Origin of the sequence: Mesorhizobium sp. M0491, from assembly GCF_040321265.1 — a bacterium.
Classification (GTDB): Bacteria; Pseudomonadota; Alphaproteobacteria; order Rhizobiales; family Rhizobiaceae; genus Mesorhizobium.
In genome coordinates this window covers 1-17,148 of the sequence record NZ_JAMYRE010000008.1, presented here as the reverse complement: position 1 = coordinate 17,148, position 17,148 = coordinate 1, and the positions used below count along the sequence as shown (strand labels likewise).

17 protein-coding genes are annotated in these 17,148 nt (G+C 62.0%); 2 read left to right on the top strand and 15 right to left on the bottom strand.

Annotation, left to right across the window (positions count from 1 at the left end; all coding sequences use genetic code 11):
- Nucleotides 1-25: 25 nt before the first annotated feature.
- The 3 genes from ntrC to dusB are packed head-to-tail and all read right to left on the bottom strand — an operon-like array spanning nucleotide 26 to nucleotide 3,650.
- A complete protein-coding gene (gene ntrC / locus NKI69_RS11850; protein ID WP_023812028.1) occupies nucleotides 26-1,486 on the bottom strand; it encodes a nitrogen regulation protein NR(I) in 1,461 nt (486 codons plus the stop codon).
- On the bottom strand, nucleotides 1,483-2,625 hold the full coding sequence (locus NKI69_RS11845; RefSeq protein WP_352552035.1) for a two-component system sensor histidine kinase NtrB: 1,143 nt from the start codon (nucleotides 2,623-2,625) through the stop codon (nucleotides 1,483-1,485). The genes ntrC and NKI69_RS11845 overlap by 4 nt, the downstream gene beginning before the upstream one ends.
- Nucleotides 2,622-3,650: a tRNA dihydrouridine synthase DusB gene (gene dusB, locus NKI69_RS11840; RefSeq protein ID WP_352721565.1), complete on the bottom strand. Its 1,029-nt coding sequence runs from the start codon at nucleotides 3,648-3,650 to the stop codon at nucleotides 2,622-2,624. Before dusB ends, NKI69_RS11845 begins: the two co-directional genes overlap by 4 nt.
- Nucleotides 3,651-3,911: 261 nt before the next feature.
- On the opposite strand from dusB, the gene NKI69_RS11835 reads away from it, so the two are divergent.
- Together NKI69_RS11835 and NKI69_RS11830 are read left to right on the top strand one after the other, a co-directional pair.
- The gene (locus NKI69_RS11835; protein WP_352441531.1) at nucleotides 3,912-5,141 is read left to right on the top strand and encodes a bifunctional 2-C-methyl-D-erythritol 4-phosphate cytidylyltransferase/2-C-methyl-D-erythritol 2,4-cyclodiphosphate synthase; all 1,230 of its coding nucleotides are present in this window, start codon (nucleotides 3,912-3,914) and stop codon (nucleotides 5,139-5,141) included.
- A complete protein-coding gene (locus tag NKI69_RS11830; RefSeq protein WP_352441532.1) occupies nucleotides 5,138-5,620 on the top strand; it encodes a CinA family protein in 483 nt (160 codons plus the stop codon). Before NKI69_RS11835 ends, NKI69_RS11830 begins: the two co-directional genes overlap by 4 nt.
- A gap of 45 nt (nucleotides 5,621-5,665) precedes the next feature.
- On the opposite strand, the gene plsY is transcribed toward NKI69_RS11830, so the two are convergent.
- The 12 genes from plsY to eno all read right to left on the bottom strand — a co-directional run bounded on the left by plsY (nucleotide 5,666) and on the right by eno (nucleotide 16,694).
- Nucleotides 5,666-6,340: a glycerol-3-phosphate 1-O-acyltransferase PlsY gene (plsY, locus tag NKI69_RS11825; RefSeq protein WP_352721390.1), complete on the bottom strand. Its 675-nt coding sequence runs from the start codon at nucleotides 6,338-6,340 to the stop codon at nucleotides 5,666-5,668.
- Nucleotides 6,341-6,350: 10 nt separating this feature from the next.
- A complete protein-coding gene (locus NKI69_RS11820; protein WP_352721388.1) occupies nucleotides 6,351-6,806 on the bottom strand; it encodes a type II toxin-antitoxin system RatA family toxin in 456 nt (151 codons plus the stop codon).
- Between the two features lie 12 nt (nucleotides 6,807-6,818).
- On the bottom strand, nucleotides 6,819-7,784 hold the full coding sequence (lipA, locus tag NKI69_RS11815; protein ID WP_023812035.1) for a lipoyl synthase: 966 nt from the start codon (nucleotides 7,782-7,784) through the stop codon (nucleotides 6,819-6,821).
- A 137-nt stretch (nucleotides 7,785-7,921) separates the two neighbouring features.
- Nucleotides 7,922-8,179, bottom strand: coding sequence for a GlsB/YeaQ/YmgE family stress response membrane protein (locus NKI69_RS11810; RefSeq protein ID WP_023812036.1), 258 nt, complete (start codon nucleotides 8,177-8,179; stop codon nucleotides 7,922-7,924).
- Nucleotides 8,180-8,268: 89 nt separating this feature from the next.
- A complete protein-coding gene (lpdA, locus tag NKI69_RS11805; protein ID WP_352721386.1) occupies nucleotides 8,269-9,714 on the bottom strand; it encodes a dihydrolipoyl dehydrogenase in 1,446 nt (481 codons plus the stop codon).
- 12 nt (nucleotides 9,715-9,726) lie between these two features.
- Nucleotides 9,727-10,362, bottom strand: a complete 636-nt coding sequence (locus tag NKI69_RS11800; protein WP_352721384.1) for an SGNH/GDSL hydrolase family protein — start codon at nucleotides 10,360-10,362, stop codon at nucleotides 9,727-9,729.
- A complete protein-coding gene (locus tag NKI69_RS11795) occupies nucleotides 10,359-10,775 on the bottom strand; it encodes a hypothetical protein (protein ID WP_352721382.1) in 417 nt (138 codons plus the stop codon). Before NKI69_RS11795 ends, NKI69_RS11800 begins: the two co-directional genes overlap by 4 nt.
- Nucleotides 10,776-10,788: 13 nt before the next feature.
- On the bottom strand, nucleotides 10,789-12,156 hold the full coding sequence (locus tag NKI69_RS11790) for a pyruvate dehydrogenase complex dihydrolipoamide acetyltransferase (protein WP_352677855.1): 1,368 nt from the start codon (nucleotides 12,154-12,156) through the stop codon (nucleotides 10,789-10,791).
- 18 nt (nucleotides 12,157-12,174) lie between these two features.
- On the bottom strand, nucleotides 12,175-13,578 hold the full coding sequence (locus NKI69_RS11785; protein ID WP_023812041.1) for a pyruvate dehydrogenase complex E1 component subunit beta: 1,404 nt from the start codon (nucleotides 13,576-13,578) through the stop codon (nucleotides 12,175-12,177).
- Nucleotides 13,579-13,593: 15 nt separating this feature from the next.
- On the bottom strand, nucleotides 13,594-14,631 hold the full coding sequence (gene pdhA / locus NKI69_RS11780) for a pyruvate dehydrogenase (acetyl-transferring) E1 component subunit alpha (RefSeq protein ID WP_023812042.1): 1,038 nt from the start codon (nucleotides 14,629-14,631) through the stop codon (nucleotides 13,594-13,596).
- 194 nt (nucleotides 14,632-14,825) lie between these two features.
- A complete protein-coding gene (locus tag NKI69_RS11775) occupies nucleotides 14,826-15,149 on the bottom strand; it encodes an FtsB family cell division protein (protein ID WP_023812043.1) in 324 nt (107 codons plus the stop codon).
- A 270-nt stretch (nucleotides 15,150-15,419) separates the two neighbouring features.
- Nucleotides 15,420-16,694 (bottom strand): phosphopyruvate hydratase, encoded by a 1,275-nt coding sequence (gene eno, locus NKI69_RS11770; protein ID WP_023812044.1) that lies wholly within the window; start codon nucleotides 16,692-16,694, stop codon nucleotides 15,420-15,422.
- Nucleotides 16,695-17,148 lie beyond the last annotated feature (454 nt).

Sequence of the window (17,148 nt, the reverse complement as noted above, 5' to 3'; positions counted from 1 at the left end):
AAAGAGCGCGGGCTCAGATCAAGGCTCAGCCCTGCCGCGATGATTTGTAGACGTTGACGCCGAGCTCGCGAATCTTCTTGCGCAGCGTGTTGCGGTTCAAGCCCAGCAGTTCCGCAGCCTTGATCTGGTTGCCGCGCGTTGCCGTCATCGAGGCCAGGACAAGCGGAAACTCGACCTCGGACAGGATGCGCTGATAGAGCCCGGCAGGAGGCAAGTCGCCGGCAAACGACGCGAAATAGCGCTGCAGGAAATGCTCGACCGCCTGGCCAATCGACAAATCGTCGGGAATGAGGTTACCGCCTCCCGGCACTACGGGGCGCTCGCCGGTCTTCAGCTCGGCCTCGATGATCTCGGCGGAAATCTCGTCCTGCGAATAGAGCGCGGCGAGCCTCCGAACGAGGTTTTCCAGTTCGCGAACATTGCCTGGCCACGGATAGCGCTTCATCAACTCGATGCCGCCGGAAGAAATGCGCTTGGTCTGTAGGCCTTCCATTTCGCCGAGCTTGAAGAAGTGGCGGACGAGGTCCGGCACGTCCTCGGAGCGCTCGCGCAGCGCTGGCAGCCGGAGCGGCACGACATTGAGGCGATAGAAAAGATCCTCGCGGAAAAGCCCCTGGTTAATCAGCGTGCGCAGATCCTTGTTGGTGGCGGCGACGATGCGCACGTCGGTCTTGATCGGCGTGCGTCCGCCAACCGTCGTGTATTCGCCCTGTTGGAGCACGCGCAGCAGCCGCGTCTGCGCCTCCATCGGCATGTCGCCGATCTCGTCGAGGAAAAGCGTGCCGCCTTCAGCCTGTTCGAAGCGCCCGGTCGAGCGGTTCTGTGCGCCGGTGAAGGCACCCTTCTCGTGACCGAACAGTTCCGATTCGATCAGGTCGCGCGGGATCGCCGCCATATTGATGGCGACGAAGGGGCCGCCGCGGCGGCGGCCATATTCATGCAGCGCGCGCGCCACCAGCTCCTTGCCGGTGCCGGATTCGCCCGAGATCATCACCGTCAGGTCGGTCTGCATCATGCGCGCCAGCATGCGGTAGATGTCCTGCATGGCGGCCGAGCGGCCGACCAGCGGCATTGCATCGGGCTGCTCTTCCGGCCGCGCGTCGATCTTCGGCCGACGCGGCTCGGAAAGCGCCCGGTTGACGATGTTGAGCAGTTCGGTCAGGTCGAACGGCTTAGGCAGATATTCGTAAGCGCCGGTTTCGGAGGCGCGGATCGCCGTCATGAACGTGTTCTGAGCGCTCATGACGATGACCGGCAGCTCCGGCCTCGCCTTCTTGATGCGCGGCAGCATGTCGAAGGCGTTCTCGTCCGGCATGACCACATCGGTGATGACAAGGTCGCCCTCGCCCGCCGCCACCCAGCGCCAAAGCGTCGAAGCGTTGGATGTGACGCGCACCTCATGACCGGCGCGCGAAAGCGCCTGGTTGAGGACGGTACGGATCGCCGCGTCGTCGTCGGCGACGAGAATATTGCCGCGAACGGTCATTTGCGGTCTCCTTCACCGTCATCATCGGCGCCGTTTGGCGCTTCTTTCCAGGCCGGCATCAGGATGCGGAATGTGGTGCCGCGCGGCGTCGATTCGCATTCGATGATGCCGCCATGCTCGCCGACGATCTTGGCGACCAGCGCAAGACCCAACCCGGAGCCGTTCGGCTTGGTGGTGATGAACGGGTCGAACAGGATCGGCAAGATGTCTTCGGAGACGCCGGAGCCATTGTCGCGCACGCAGAATTCCAGCGGCAGCGACACGCGGTCCTGCGTGCCCGGAACGGAAACACGGATGCCTGGCCGGAAGGCGGTCGACAGCACGATCTCGCCCTGCGGGTCGCTGCCGATCGCCTCGGCGGCGTTCTTGACCAGGTTGAGGAACACCTGGATCAACTGGTCGCGGTTGGCAAACACCGGAGGCAACGAAGGATCATAATCCTCCAATATCTTGATTCTCTTGGCAAAACCGTTCTTGGCAATCGCCTTCACATGGTCGAGAACGACATGGATGTTGACGGGGTAGCGGTCGATCGGCCGCTCGTCGGAAAACACCTCCATGCGATCGACCAGCGACACGATGCGGTCGGTCTCGTCGGTGATCAGCCGCGTCAGCGCGCGGTCTTCGTCGGAAGCCGACAGTTCGAGCAGCTGGGCAGCGCCGCGGATGCCTGAGAGCGGGTTCTTGATCTCATGGGCAAGCATTGCCGCCAGACCGGTCACCGAACGTGCGGCACCCCGATGCGTCATCTGCCGGTCGATCTTATCGGCCATCGACCGTTCCTGGAACATAACCACCACCGAGCCCGGAAATTCCGGTACCGGCGCGACATAGAGATCGACGACCTTCTCGATGCCGAGCCGCGGCGACGACACGTCGACGCGGTACTCGTTGACCGGGGCCCGACGCTCGCGCACCTGGTCGACCAGTGTCAGCAGAGGGCTGCCGAAGGGAATGAGTTTTGACAGCGTGTTGCGAGCGAGCATGGTCGCGCTCGAACGAAAGAAGTCTTCCGCGTCGGCGTTGGCGAAGGTGATGAACCCCTCCTCGCTGATCATGATCACCGGGCGGCGGATGGTGTTGAGCACGATTTGGGCGGCATCCGCCATTTCGGCGCCCGGGCCGGCGGCGGCGTTCATGCGGCGCTCCGCAGGTTCAAGGGTTGCGGATCGCGCGAAAACACATCGCGCAGCAAGGCAATGACGCGCGCGGGCTCGAATGCGGTCAGTATGGCCTTTCGGCTGTCGTCGGCGACGCCGCCGGCATGCCGATCAAGATACCAGCCAAGATGCTTGCGCGCCTGGCGCAGGCCGCTCTCGGCGCCGTAGAGCGCCAGCATGTCCTCGTAGTGGGCCACGATGTAGTCGGCGAGCGCCGTCGAGTCCCGTGGCATGTTTGGCGTCGCCTCGCCGGTCGCCGCGGCCGCAATGCCGCCTGCGATCCAGGGCGCGCCATAATGGGCACGACCGATCATCACGGCGTCGGCACCCGATTGATCGAGAATGTCGGCCGCTTCCGCCGGCGAAGAGACGTCACCATTGGCGACGACCGGGATGGACACGGCTTCCTTGACGCGGGCGATGGCGCGCCAGTCGGCCTTGCCCTGGTAGAACTGGCAGCGCGTGCGGCCGTGCACGGTCACCATGCTGACACCGGCCTGCTCGGCGCGGCGCGCCAGCATCGGCGCGTTGAGCGCGCCTTCGTCCCAGCCAAGCCGCATCTTGACCGTCACCGGCACCTCGACCGCGCCGACCACCGCGTCGATCAGCGACAGTGCATGCTCGAGATCCAGCATCAATGCCGAGCCGGCATAGCCGCCGGTGACCTTCTTGGCCGGGCAGCCCATGTTGATGTCAATGATGTCAGCGCCCTCGCCGGCGGCTATACGCGCGCCTTCGGCCATGTGCACCGCCTCGCGGCCTGCTAGCTGAACCATATGGACGGGCAGGCCGGAGTGGCGTATGCGCAGGTTGAAACCGGCCCTGCCCTTGGCGAGCTCTCCGCTGGCAACCATTTCGGACACGACCAGGCCCGCTCCATGCGCGTGGGCACGCTGCCGGAACGGCTCGTCCGTAATCCCCGACATCGGTGCGAGGAACACGCGATTGCGGATTCTCACACCACCGACATCGAGCGGCCCTGCCAATTTGGTCAAGTCAGGCAATTTGGTCAAGTTAACCATGCACAAAAACCAAGCATCTTCATTCGTTGCACATTCTCTAGCCAGAACTGGCGCAATGTGCAACGCGGAATGACGCCACATCAAGGCGCAATTGGGAAAATGCTGGCCTTCGGCTTTGGCCGCGACGAAAGCGCCGCACGTCCCTCGGGACGCGCAAGGACGCTTTGGAATTTCATACTTAGCGCACGATCTTTCCGAAAACCGATTACACTTTTCGGGATCGTGCGCTAGGACCAAACGGGCATGACTGACGCAAGTCAAAATCACGTTTCGGATGCGGATGGCAAGGTCGCGGTGGTGATCGTTGCGGCCGGCCGTGGCGCGCGCGCCGGACAGGCCAACGGACCGAAGCAATATCAACACATTGGCGGCTTTGCCGTCATTGCACACACGCTGGACATTTTTCTGGCCCACCCGCGGACCAGCGAGATCGTCGTCGCCATTCATGCCGATGACCACGAGCTGTTCCGGCAGGCGGCGGGCGCCAATGTAGAGCGCGTCACCGCCATCATGGGCGGGGCGACGAGGCAGGAATCCGTCCGGCTCGGCCTGCTTGCCCTTAGAGGCCACGCGCCGGCGCAGGTTCTGATCCACGACGCCGTCCGCCCGTTTGTCGATGCGGACCTGATAGATCGCACCATCGCCGCCATCGGCGAGCGCGAGGGCGCGTTGCCCGCTTTGCCCGTCGCCGACACGCTGAAGCGCGAATCGGCCTCCGGCGTGGTTGGCGAAACCGTATCGCGCAGCGGGCTTCACGCGGCGCAAACGCCACAAGGCTTTCCGTTCTGGCCCATTCTTGCCGCGCACGAGAAAGCCCATCATCTGGGAAAGATGGATTTTACCGACGATGCCGCGATCGCCGAATGGGCGCATATTCCGGTCAAGATCGTTCCGGGCTCGCCGGACAATGTCAAACTCACCTGGGCACGGGATATTGCGATGGCGGACCAGCGGCTTTCCGGCGAACGCGTGCGCTTTCCCGACATCCGTACCGGCAATGGCTACGACGTCCACGCTTTCGAACCGGGAGACCATGTCACGCTGTGTGGCGTCGCCATAGCGCACGACAAGAAGCTGTCCGGCCATTCCGACGCCGATGTCGGTCTGCACGCCTTGACCGATGCGCTGCTGGCGACTTGCGGCGCAGGCGACATCGGCACGCATTTTCCGCCATCCGACCCGCAGTGGAAAGGCGCTGCGTCGCGCATATTCGTCGAGCATGCGGCAAGGCTGGTGCGCGCGCGCGGCGGCCGCATCGCCAATGCCGACATCACGCTGATCTGCGAAGCGCCGCGCGTCGGCCCGCATCGCGAGGCCATGACCGCAGCCCTTTCGCAGATGCTGGCAATTTCCGCGGACCGCATCTCGATCAAGGCGACAACCAACGAAAAGCTCGGCTTTGTCGGGCGCGAGGAAGGCATTGCGGCGATCGCCACCGCCAGCGTGGTGTTTCCCGGCGAGGTGCCGGAATGACCCACAACGAGCTGGCAAATGCCCTGCTGCAAGCCTGTCAGAGACGTGGCATCATGCTGGCAACGGCGGAAAGCTGCACCGGCGGCATGATCATCGCCGCGTTGACCGACATCGCCGGCTCGTCCACCGTGGTCGATCGCGGCTTCATCACCTATTCCAACGAAGCCAAGATGGACATGCTCGGTGTTTCCGCCGTCACGCTTGAGGCGCATGGCGCGGTTTCGCGCGAGACTGCGATCGAGATGGCAACAGGCGCGCTTGCCCGTTCGCGCGCCGGGCTGACCCTGGCGGTCACCGGGATCGCTGGGCCTGGCGGCGGTTCGGCGGGAAAACCGGTCGGCTTGGTCTGGTTCGGGGTTGCGCTGGACGGCCGACCGATTGTCGCCGAGCACCAGCTCTTTGCAGACAAAGGCCGCGATTTCATTCGTCGCGAAACGGTCCGGCAAGCGCTGGAACTGGGCCTGCAAGCACTTGGATAGGGTTATAAAACGTTGGGCGGGCGGGCCCGAAAGCTGGATTTGCGGTTACGTTTTCGATTCCGGGCTGCTTTGCCCCAAGCGTGGCTCCGTCCCAGCCAGCAGCCTCCGAATGTTGGCACGATGGCGCGCAACCACGTAGATGCTGCCCGCAATCACCAACAACCGATAGGCCAACGGTTGCTCCAGGCCACAGATGAGGGCGATCGCGGTCAACGCCGCTACCATCGAACTCAGGGAAACTATCCGAGAGGTAGCCAGCACAGCACCAAAAGCCGCCGCAGCTCCCACACCTACCGGCCAAGACAGAGCCAGCAACACGCCAAGCCCCGTCGCAGCGGATTTGCCACCTGTAAAATTCAGCCAGATCGAACGGCCATGTCCCAACAACACGGCAATTCCGGCCAGGCAAACAGCCCAAGGCACCCAGGTTTGCAGGTCAAGCGGGGTCGATGGCGTAACCAACGGCAACGTGATGAACCAGGGATAGAACCAGCGGGCAAAGACGATCGCCGCCGCGCCTTTCAGCACATCCAGCAGCAACACCACCAACGCAGGCCATTTTCCCAAGACCCGCAAGACGTTCGTTGCCCCGGTGGATTTGGAGCCATGCTCCCGGATATCGATGCCCTTGAGCAGCTTCCCCGCCAGATAACCCGTGGGCATGGAACCGAAGAGATAGGCGATCGCCAGTCCAACGGTGCTCGCTATCCAGAAAAGCATGCGCAGGGCCTCAAGACGGTTTTGCACCGTAGATGACGTCTGCTCGCTTTTCGAAGGCTTCGGCGAACATGCGGAAGGCGCGATCGAACATGGTTCCCATGACCGCGCCCAGAATACGGCTCTTGAACTCGTAGTCGATGAAGAAGCGGACGGCGCAACCGGCGCCGTCGGGTTCGAAACGCCAGACATTGCTCAAATATTTGAACGGCCCGTCGATATATTTCACGTCGATGGTGTTCTCGGCGGGCTTCAGCAGCACCTGCGTCGTGAAGGTTTCGCGGATGGCCTTGTAGCCGATGCTCATGTCGGCAAGCAGAACAGTGCGCCCGTCACGCTCCTTGCGCGAGCGAACCGTCAGCGCTTCGCAAAGCGGCAGGAATTGCGGATAGGATTCAACATCGGCGACCAAAGCGAACATCTGCTCGGGTGTATGGGATACGCATCGGGTGGCTTCGAATTTTGGCATGGAACCAGCGAGTTAAGCTGATTTCTTGAGAATCGCTTCCCGTGCCGCGCGCAGCTTGGCAAAATCGTCGCCGGCGTGATGCGATGAACGCGTCAGCGGGCTAGATGCCACCAGCAGGAAACCCTTGGTCCGGCCGATCGTCTCAAAGGATTTGAACTCCTCCGGCGTGACGAAGCGGATCACCGGGTGGTGCTTCTTCGACGGCTGCAGGTACTGGCCGATGGTCATGAAATCGACATTGGCGGACCGCAGATCGTCCATCAGCTGCAGGATTTCATTCCGTTCCTCGCCCAGCCCCACCATGATGCCGGACTTGGTGAAGATTGACGGATCAAGCTCCTTGACCCGCTGCAATAGCCGGATCGAATGGAAATAGCGGGCGCCCGGACGAACCGTCAGATAGTTCGACGGTACGGTTTCGAGATTGTGGTTGAAGACGTCGGGCTTGGCGGCCACGACGATCTCCAGCGCGCCGTCCTTGCGCAGGAAGTCGGGCGTCAGGATTTCGATCGTCGTCGAAGGCGTCGCGGCCCGGATGGCACGAATGACTTCAGCGAAATGCTGCGCACCGCCATCGGAGAGATCGTCACGGTCCACCGAGGTGATGACCACATGGGTAAGGCCCATCTGCTTGACCGCATGCGCGACGCGGGCCGGTTCATCCGGGTCAAGCGCTGTTGGAATGCCCGTGGCGACGTTGCAGAAGGCGCAGGCGCGGGTGCAGATCTCGCCCATGATCATGAAGGTCGCGTGCTTCTTTTCCCAGCATTCGCCGATGTTAGGGCAGCCGGCCTCTTCGCAGACCGTCACCAGCTTGTGCGATTTGACGATTTCGCGCGTTTCGGCATAGCCCTTCGACACCGGCGCCTTGACGCGGATCCAGTCGGGCTTGCGCAGCACGTCCTGATCAGGCTTGTGCGCCTTTTCCGGATGCCGCAAGCGCGGGGCGTTGGCGATCGTATCGAGGACAGTGACCATCGGGAAACCTGGTTCATTCGCGACGCCAGTCAGGCGTTCGCTGTCATAACGTCATCTAAGACTTTTCAACGCAAAGAAAAAGGCCGCCACGGCGCATGCCGCAACAGCCTTTTTCGCATAGCAACTCTTCAGTGATGCTAACGGCGCACCAGACGCCCGGCCCAGATCAGCAGGCAGGCACCGATAAAGCCGGTGATCAGATAGGCAATCCAGCCGACGCCGAACGGGCCAAAATTGAGAGCCTGCAGAATGGCGTTCAGCACGACCGCGCCGACGATGCCCATGACGATGTTCATGAAGATGCCGGTGTTGCTCTTCATGAACATTTCGGCGAACCAGCCTGCCAGGCCGCCGATGATGATGGCTGCTATCCAGCCGACGCCATTCAGGTGCATATGCCTTCTCCTTGTGGGATACGTGAAAACGCATTCGCAAACGAAGTACCTTGCCGCCGGGTTCCATCTGTAGCAGCGCTTTCAATCTATCAGGCGTTGAGCGCGCGGCCATAGGCGTCGAGCACGCTTTCCTTCATCATCTCCGACAGCGTCGGGTGCGGGAAGATGGTGTGCATCAGCTCTTCCTCGGTCGTCTCCAGGTTCATCGCCACGACAAAACCCTGGATCAGTTCGGTCACTTCGGCACCGACCATGTGGGCGCCGAGCAATTGACCGGTCTTCTTGTCGAAGATGGTCTTGATGAAACCCTGATCCTCACCGAGCGCAATCGCCTTGCCATTGGCGGCGAACTGGAAGCGCCCGACCCGGATGTCCTTGCCCTCGGCCTTGGCCTTGGCTTCCGTCAGCCCAACCGAGGCGACCTGCGGATTGCAGTAGGTGCAGCCCGGAATCTTCAGCTTGTCGGTGGCATGCACGCCAGGAAAATCTGCGATCTTCTCGATGCACACGACCCCCTCATGTTCGGCCTTGTGAGCGAGCATCGGCGGGCCGGCGACATCGCCGATGGCGTAGATGCCCGGCACGTTGGTCTTGCCGTAACCATCGATGACGACGCAGCCACGCTCCGTTTTCACGCCAAGCGCCTCGAGCCCGAGGCCCTCGATGTTGCCCTGGACGCCGACGGCCGAGATCATCCGATCGGCGGTGATCTTCTCGACCTTGCCGTCCTTCATCTCGACATGCGCGGTGACCGAGTTGGCACCCTTCTCGACCTTGGTCACCTTGGCTTCGAGGATGATCTTCATGCCTTGCTTCTCGAACTGCTTCTGCGCGAATTTCGAGACTTCGGCATCCTCGACCGGCATCACCGCAGGCAGCAGCTCGACCACCGTCACTTCGGCGCCCATGGTGCGGTAGAAGGAGGCGAATTCGATGCCGATGGCGCCCGACCCCATGACCAGCAGCGACTTCGGCATCTCCTTCGGCACCATGGCTTCAAAATAAGTCCAGATCAGCTTGCCGTCCGGCTCGATACCGGGCAGTGCGCGCGGCCGGGCGCCGGTCGCCAGGATGATGTGCTTGGCGGTATAGGTGCCTTCGCCTTTGACGCCTTTCGGCACTGGCGGCTGCGGCTCCATCGGCTTCTTGGCCGTCTTCGACACGACGATCTCGCCCGGCTTCGAGAGCTTGGCCTCGCCCCAGATGACGTCGACCTTGTTCTTCTTCATCAGGAAGGCAACGCCGCCATTGAGCCGCAGCGAGACCTTTCGCGAGCGATCGACCACGGCTGACGTGTCGACGCTGACCTTGCCGTCGAGCTTCAGCCCGTAATCCTTCAGGTGATCCGAATAGTGCATGATCTCGGCCGAGCGCAGCAGCGCCTTGGTCGGGATGCAGCCCCAGTTGAGGCAGATGCCGCCGAGATGCTCGCGCTCGACGATCGCCGTCTTGAAGCCGAGTTGCGCGGAACGCACCGCGGTGACATAGCCGCCAGGGCCGGAGCCGATGATGATGACGTCGTAGTTCTCAGCCACGGTTTTTCTCCTTCACAATTCCAGCATGACGCGCACGACGGGTGCCAGCGCCTTGCCGATGTTTCGCGTGTTCTCGGCGTCGAGGTGGACGCCATCAAGCGGTGTGGTTTGCGCCACGCTGCCGGCGTCAAAGAAGCCGCAGCCGGCCTCGTCGGCAAGGGCGGCGTAGAGCGGCGCCAGCCGGGTGGAGGCGTCGTCGCCGCCGGCAAACATCTCCTTGAATTCGGCATTGTCTGTACGGCTGACGACAGGCGGCGAAACGATCAGGATCTGTGGCGCCGGCCAGTCGAACGGATAGTCGTGACCGCGCACGATGTTGACCAGCCGCTGGATGCCCTGCTTGGCCGCGACGGGATTGCCGTGGATCCACGGCTTCATGTCGTTGGCGCCGAGCATGATGACAATCAGGTCGATCGGCGCATGGGTCGTCAGGACGGTTGGTAGCAGTTTTGCACCGTTGCGGTCCGCACCGGCCAGATGATCGTCGAAGGCCGTGGTGCGGCCGTTGAGGCCATCGGCAATCACTTGCACGTCGGCGCCTAACGCTGCCTGCAGCACGCTCGGCCAGCGGTCTTCCAGCGCATGGCGGCCACCTTCGGCATTGTAGCCCCAGGTCAGCGAGTCGCCGTAACAAAGAACCGTCTTCATGCGCCCACCTGTGCGTTAATCGAGCTGCGCCTCAACCGCCAGCGCACGAACAGCCAGTGAACCAGCACAGTGGCCAGGTTCGGCAAAACCAGGCCGGCGACGATCGGCAGGTCACCTTCCCACTGGCGCTTATCGACCGGCTGAGAGAACGTCCAACCGATCAGGCCGAGCCCGATCAGCACGAACAGGACAATTGCGCAGAGGCCCAGCCAGTTGATGATCGACGGTGCGTTCGAAAAAAGCTGCGCGATGAAAAACACGATCGTCGCGACAATGGTGACAAGCACCGACGTCATGAACACCAGAATGTATTCTTCCTGCGCATGGGTTGCGACCGCCAGCTGTTGAGCAACCAAGCCGCCTGCCAATCCTGACAGGAAAAACGCCATAAGGGAGGTGAAGAAGATCCGCACCGCCCTCTCCGTCCTAAACCAGCATGCCCATCGGGTTCTCGATCAGGCGCTTGAAGGCGACCAGCAGTTCGGCACCCAGCGCGCCGTCGACGGCGCGATGGTCGGTCGACAGCGTCACCGACATCACGGTGGCGATTTTGATCTCGCCGTTCTTGACCACCGCCCGCTCCTCGCCGGCACCGACGGCAAGGATCGTCGCATGCGGCGGGTTGATGACGGCGGCAAAGTCCTTGATGCCGAACATGCCGAGGTTGGACACCGCCGTGGTGCCGCCCTGATACTCTTCCGGCTTCAGCTTGCGGCTGCGCGCCCGGCTGGCCAGATCCTTCATCTCGTTGGAGATGGTGGACAGCGTCTTTTCGTCGGCATGCCGAATGATCGGTGTGATCAGGCCGCCCGGGATCGACACGGCGACGCCGACATCGGCATGCTTGTGCTTGACCATGGCGCTTTCGGTCCATGAGGCATTGGCATCCGGCACCGCCTTCAGCGCCATCGCCATCGCCTTGATGACCATGTCGTTGACCGACAGCTTGTAGGCGGGCGCATCGCCTTTGTCGGTCTTCTTTACCGGGGCTGCGGCGTTAATCTGCGTGCGCAATGCGAGGAGTGCATCGAGCTCGCAGTCGAGCGTCAGGTAGAAATGCGGGATGGTGGTCTTGGCCTCGACCAGGCGGCGCGCAATGGTCTTGCGCATATTGTCATGCGGGACGAGATCGTAGGAGCCAGCCTCGAACAGCTTCAGCACCTGATCGTCGGACATCGCCTTCACAGCAGGAGCAGTTGCCGGAGCCCCGGCGGGTGCTGCCTTGGCGGCAGGCTTGGCGCCGCCACCGGCAATCGCGGCGTCGATATCTGCCTTGACGACGCGGCCATGCGGGCCGGTGCCGGTCACGGCAGACACATCGACGCCGGCTTCCCTGGCGATGCGACGTGCGAGCGGCGAGGCGAAGGTGCGCTCGCCGGCCGCATGACCATTGGCAACTGGAGCCGCCTCTGCCTTGGGTGCGGTCGCGACCGGTTCCGCCTTTGATGCTTCCGCCTTTGGTGCGTCAGCCTTGGGCTCCTCCGCTTTCGGCGCCTCGGCTTTCGCTGGTGCGGCACCGCCACCGCTTTTCGCGACGGCGCCTGCATCCTCGCCCTCTCCGGCGAGCACGGCGATCAGCGCATTGACCTTGACGCCCTCGGTGCCGGCGGGAACGACGAGCTTTGCAACCGTGCCCTCATCGACAGCTTCGACTTCCATCGTCGCCTTGTCGGTCTCGATCTCGGCAATGACATCGCCCGGCGAAACCTTGTCGCCTTCCTTGACGAGCCACTTGGACAGATTGCCCTCTTCCATCGTGGGCGACAGGGCCGGCATGGTGATGTTGATTGGCATTTTGTCCTCCCGCCCGGTTCAGCGATACGTGACGGCTTTGACCGCCTCGATGACTTCGCCGACATTCGGCAACGCCAGCTTCTCGAGGTTGGCCGCATAAGGCATCGGCACATCCTTGCCGGCGATGGTGATGACCGGCGCGTCCAGAAAGTCGAAGGCGCGCTGCGACACCTGGTTGGCGATATGGTCGCCGACCGAGTTCTGCGGATAACCTTCCTCCACCACCACCAGGCGGTTGGTCTTCTTGACCGAGGCGATGATGGTGTCGAGATCGAGCGGCCGGATCGTGCGCAAGTCGATGATCTCGGCATCGATGCCAAGGCCACGCAGTTCCGCTTCAGCCTTGACCGCATAGGTCATGCCGATGCCGAAGGAGACGATGGTGACATCCTTGCCTGATTTATGGATGCGCGCCTTGCCGATCGGCAACACGAAATCGTCCAGCTTCGGCACGTCGAAGGACTGACCGTAAAGGATTTCATTCTCGAGGAAGATGATTGGGTTCGGATCGCGGATCGCTGCCTTCAGCAAGCCCTTGGCGTCAGCGGCGGTGTAGGGCATCACCACTTTCAGGCCCGGAATGTGGCTGTACCAGGCGGCATAGCACTGCGAGTGCTGGGCAGCGACGCGTGCGGCGGCACCGTTCGGTCCACGGAACACGATCGGCGCGCCCATCTGGCCGCCGGACATATAGAGCGTCTTGGCGGCCGAGTTGATGATCTGGTCGATCGCCTGCATGGCGAAGTTGAAGGTCATGAACTCGACGATCGGCTTCAGGCCGGCCATCGCCGCACCCACGCCAACGCCGGCAAAGCCATGCTCGGTGATCGGCGTATCGACGACGCGCCGCGGCCCGAATTCCTGCAGCAGGCCCTGCGTGATCTTGTAGGCGCCCTGGTATTCGGCAACCTCCTCGCCCATGACGAAGACATCGCCGTCGCGGCGCATTTCCTCGGCCATCGCATCGCGCAGCGCTTCGCGCACCGTGGTGGAGACCATCTCCGTGCCGGCCGGAATGTCCGGATCGGCGGCGATCTCCGTCTTCGGGGCGGCAGCCACCGGTGCGGCGGCCGGCTTTGTGGCCTCCGCCTTGTCCTCTGCTGCGGCCGGAGCCTCTGCCTTTGCAGGTGCTTCCGCCTTGGCGGGCGCCGCAGACTTGCCGATATCCCCGGCACTTTCGCCGTCCTGCAGCAGCACGGCGATCGGTGTGTTGACCTTGACGCCTTCGGTACCGGCGGCGATCAGGATCTTGCCCAGCGTGCCTTCGTCAACAGCTTCGACTTCCATCGTCGCCTTGTCGGTCTCGATCTCGGCGATAACGTCGCCGGCGACGACCTTGTCGCCCTCGTTCTTCAACCACTTGGAAAGATTGCCCTCTTCCATGGTCGGCGAGAGAGCGGGCATGAGAATTTCGATCGGCATGTCCTTGCCCTCCCGTTACAATACGATATCGGTCCAGAGCTCGGACGGATCCGGCTCCGCGTCGTTCTGGGCAAATTCGGCGGCGTCGGCGACGATGTCGCGGACCTCCTTGTCGATGGTCTTGAGCTCGTCCTCGGTCGCCCACTTCTTTTCCATCAGCCGTGCCTTGACCTGCTCGATCGGGTCATGGTCCGAGCGCATCTTCTGCACTTCTTCCTTGGAGCGGTATTTTGCCGGATCGGACATCGAGTGACCGCGGTAGCGGTAGGTCTGCATTTCGAGAATGATCGGCCCGTTGCCGGCGCGGCACCATTCGGTCGCCTGGTCGGCGGCAGCCTTGACAGCGCGCACGTCCATGCCGTCGACCTGGATGCCCGGGATCTTGAACGAGGCACCACGATGCGAAAAGTTGGTTTCCGCCGAAGAGCGCGACACCGAGGTGCCCATCGCATAGCGGTTGTTCTCGATGATGTAGATCACCGGCAGCTTCCACAGCGAGGCCATGTTGAAGCTTTCATAGACCTGGCCCTGGTTGGCCGCGCCGTCGCCGAAATAGGTCAGCGAGACATTGTTGTTGTCGCGGTAGCGGTTGGCAAAGGCGAGACCAGTACCAAGAGACACCTGCGCACCGACGATGCCGTGGCCGCCGTAAAAGTGCTTTTCCTTGGAGAACATGTGCATGGAGCCGCCCTTGCCCCGGGACAAGCCGCCCCGACGCCCGGTCAGCTCGGCCATGACGCCGCGCGGCGACAGCTCCATCGCCAGCATGTGGCCGTGGTCGCGATAGGCGGTGATCATCTGATCGCCGTCGATCAGCGCCATCTTCATGCCGGTGACGACCGCTTCCTGGCCGATATAGAGGTGACAGAAGCCGCCGATGAAACCCATGCCGTAAAGCTGGCCGGCCTTTTCCTCGAAACGACGGATGAGCAGCATGTGCCGGTAGGCGGCAAGCTCTTCATCCTTGGTGAACTCGGCGGGCTTGGGGGCGGAAAGCCCCGATTTGCCGTCGGATTTGGATTTGGCAGGCGCTTTTCTGGCTGCGGTGGCCATGCATCACTCCCTGTTGGCGTCTCTTCGTGGACATTAGAGCAGGATGAAATCTGCTCTGGGGAGATCAGCTCCTCCCCACCGATTTTAGGGAGGCTAACACGCGTCAAAGCGTTGCGCCATGCCGAATTTGCATAGCTGGCATGCGCCTAAGCAATTAAAATCGTTGAAAATATTGGCGATTAACTGGAAATCAGTTATTTCACCGAGGTCGGCAACATAATGGTGATTTCATCGGCTTGGGACAGATTCAGCGCCTTGCGTGCCTGCTCATCGAGCATGTCCTTCTCGAGCGTGCCTTCATGCATCAGCCGAACGCGGCGCTCGAGTTCCATGCGGCGCGCCTTGATCGCATCGAGCTGGCCTTGCAGCGCAACCGTCTGGGCTTCCAGCTGATATTTCGAATAGATGCCGAATTCGCCGTGATAGGCATGAAAGCCGAAATAGGCCAGGAACACCACGCAAAGCGAGGGAATGATCAGCCGGCCGGTGTTTCTCTGCTTGTGCTGACGCGTCCACATCGCCCGGTTCCTCTAGAGCGTGATGCCGAAATGTGTGAAGCGGTTTTCGGACGACAACATGCTCTATCTCTTTGATTTAGAGTCGGATTCAGACTTCAGGTCGAACAGACCTGAAATCATCCGGCTCTAGCCCGCGAACTCAGGCGGCTCACGATCTTTTTCGCCCGATTGTGCTTAACGGACAGTTACAGGTGACCGGTTTGGCGAACCGAAATGAAAAAAGGCGGGAATGCTCCCGCCCTTTCATCCGATATCCGAGTGTTTTCCGGATCAGCCCTTGATCACCGACTTGCCGGCATAGCTTGCCTGCTTGCCGAGTTCTTCCTCGATGCGGATCAGCTGGTTGTACTTGGCCATGCGGTCGGAGCGCGACAGCGAGCCGGTCTTGATCTGTCCGCAATTGGTGGCAACCGCGAGATCGGCGATGGTCGAATCCTCGGTTTCGCCCGAGCGGTGCGACATGACGGCGGTGTAGCCGGCCTTGTGCGCGGTCTCGACGGCGTCGAGCGTTTCCGTCAACGAGCCGATCTGGTTGACCTTGACCAGGATCGAATTGGCAACGCCCATGCGGATGCCGTCGCGTAGCCGCGCCGTGTTGGTGACGAACAAATCGTCGCCGACCAGCTGCGTCTTCTTGCCGATCAGGTCGGTCAGGTACTTCCAGCCTTCCCAATCGTCCTCGGCCAAGCCGTCCTCGATCGAGATGATCGGATAGTCGGCGGCAAGCTTGGCCAGGTATTTGGCCTGGGCCTTGGGATCGCGCGTCTTCTTCTCGCCCTCATAGACGTAGTTACCGTCCTTGAAGAACTCGGTCGCGGCGCAATCGAGGCCGAGCGCGATCTCGTCGCCCGGCTTGAAGCCGGCCTGCTCGATCGATTCCATGATGAAATCGAGCGCCACCGGGGCGCTTTTCAGGTTCGGGGCAAAGCCGCCCTCGTCGCCGACATTGGTGTTGTGGCCGGCATCCTTCAGCTTCTTGCGCAGCGTATGGAAGATTTCCGAACCCCAGCGTACACCTTCGCGCAGCGTCGGCGCGCCGATCGGCAGGATCATGAATTCCTGGAAGTCGATCGGGTTGTCGGCATGCGCGCCACCATTGATGATGTTCATCATCGGTACCGGCAGGAGATGCGCCTTGGTGCCACCGACATAACGGTACAGCGGCAGGCCGGCAGCATCGGCGGCCGCCTTGGCCACCGCCAGCGACACGCCGAGAATGGCGTTGGCGCCAAGCCGGCTCTTGTTGGGCGTGCCGTCAAGCTCGATCATGGTCTGGTCGATATGGATCTGGTTTTCGGCTTCCATGCCGCCAATCGCCTCGAACAGTTCGCCGTTCACCGCTTCGACGGCCCTGAGCACACCCTTGCCGAGATAGCGGGCACCGCCGTCGCGCAGTTCGACGGCCTCGTGGGCGCCGGTCGAAGCACCCGATGGCACCGCCGCGCGGCCCATTGAGCCATCTTCGAGAATGACATCGACCTCGACGGTCGGATTTCCACGGCTGTCCAGGATTTCACGCCCGACAATGTCGATGATGGCGGTCATTTGCGATGTCCTCGATTGATCTGAAGAATGCCGCACGTCTTAGCCAAAGTGCTGCAAAAGGCAATCGGCCGGCTGGCAATTATTGCCGCGGCATCAGCCTCCGAACGATTCACGAAGCGCAAATCGCTGTCATCATAAGTCATGTACGGCAGGCCGGCTTGTGGCTATGGTGCGGGGGCGCGGGGCGAAACAGGAGGAGTTTCGCCATGTCCCAGTTGAGTGGTATCGTGAGTCTGTTCCTGATCGCGGCGGCATTCCTGACGTCGTGCGACAATCAGCAGTCGCCGCCGAAGGCGATGGCCCCCTTATACGTCAGCGAATAAGCCAGAATCCAAAGCGGCCCCCCCACGAGGGGGGGGCGCGGTTTGGTTGGGGGTTATTGCAAATAAGCGGGTCCCTTTTTTAAATTTTTTGTTTGTAGCGGGGCGCCGCCCCCACCCCCCCGGAGAGTTTA

Excerpts from the sequence above, each read along its gene's own strand:
- pdhA (WP_023812042.1), bottom strand. The coding sequence starts at position 14,631 with ATGGCCACCGCAGCCAGAAAAGCGCCTGCCAAATCCAAATCCGACGGC.
- NKI69_RS11790 (WP_352677855.1), bottom strand. The coding sequence starts at position 12,156 with ATGCCAATCAACATCACCATGCCGGCCCTGTCGCCCACGATGGAAGAG.
- NKI69_RS11830 (WP_352441532.1), top strand. The coding sequence starts at position 5,138 with ATGACCCACAACGAGCTGGCAAATGCCCTGCTGCAAGCCTGTCAGAGA.
- NKI69_RS11835 (WP_352441531.1), top strand. The coding sequence starts at position 3,912 with ATGACTGACGCAAGTCAAAATCACGTTTCGGATGCGGATGGCAAGGTC.
- NKI69_RS11820 (WP_352721388.1), bottom strand. The coding sequence starts at position 6,806 with ATGCCAAAATTCGAAGCCACCCGATGCGTATCCCATACACCCGAGCAG.
- NKI69_RS11800 (WP_352721384.1), bottom strand. The coding sequence starts at position 10,362 with ATGAAGACGGTTCTTTGTTACGGCGACTCGCTGACCTGGGGCTACAAT.
- NKI69_RS11775 (WP_023812043.1), bottom strand. The coding sequence starts at position 15,149 with ATGTGGACGCGTCAGCACAAGCAGAGAAACACCGGCCGGCTGATCATT.
- lipA (WP_023812035.1), bottom strand. The coding sequence starts at position 7,784 with ATGGTCACTGTCCTCGATACGATCGCCAACGCCCCGCGCTTGCGGCAT.
- eno (WP_023812044.1), bottom strand. The coding sequence starts at position 16,694 with ATGACCGCCATCATCGACATTGTCGGGCGTGAAATCCTGGACAGCCGT.
- plsY (WP_352721390.1), bottom strand. The coding sequence starts at position 6,340 with ATGCTTTTCTGGATAGCGAGCACCGTTGGACTGGCGATCGCCTATCTC.
- NKI69_RS11785 (WP_023812041.1), bottom strand. The coding sequence starts at position 13,578 with ATGCCGATCGAAATTCTCATGCCCGCTCTCTCGCCGACCATGGAAGAG.
- NKI69_RS11810 (WP_023812036.1), bottom strand. The coding sequence starts at position 8,179 with ATGCACCTGAATGGCGTCGGCTGGATAGCAGCCATCATCATCGGCGGC.
- ntrC (WP_023812028.1), bottom strand. The coding sequence starts at position 1,486 with ATGACCGTTCGCGGCAATATTCTCGTCGCCGACGACGACGCGGCGATC.
- NKI69_RS11845 (WP_352552035.1), bottom strand. The coding sequence starts at position 2,625 with ATGAACGCCGCCGCCGGCCCGGGCGCCGAAATGGCGGATGCCGCCCAA.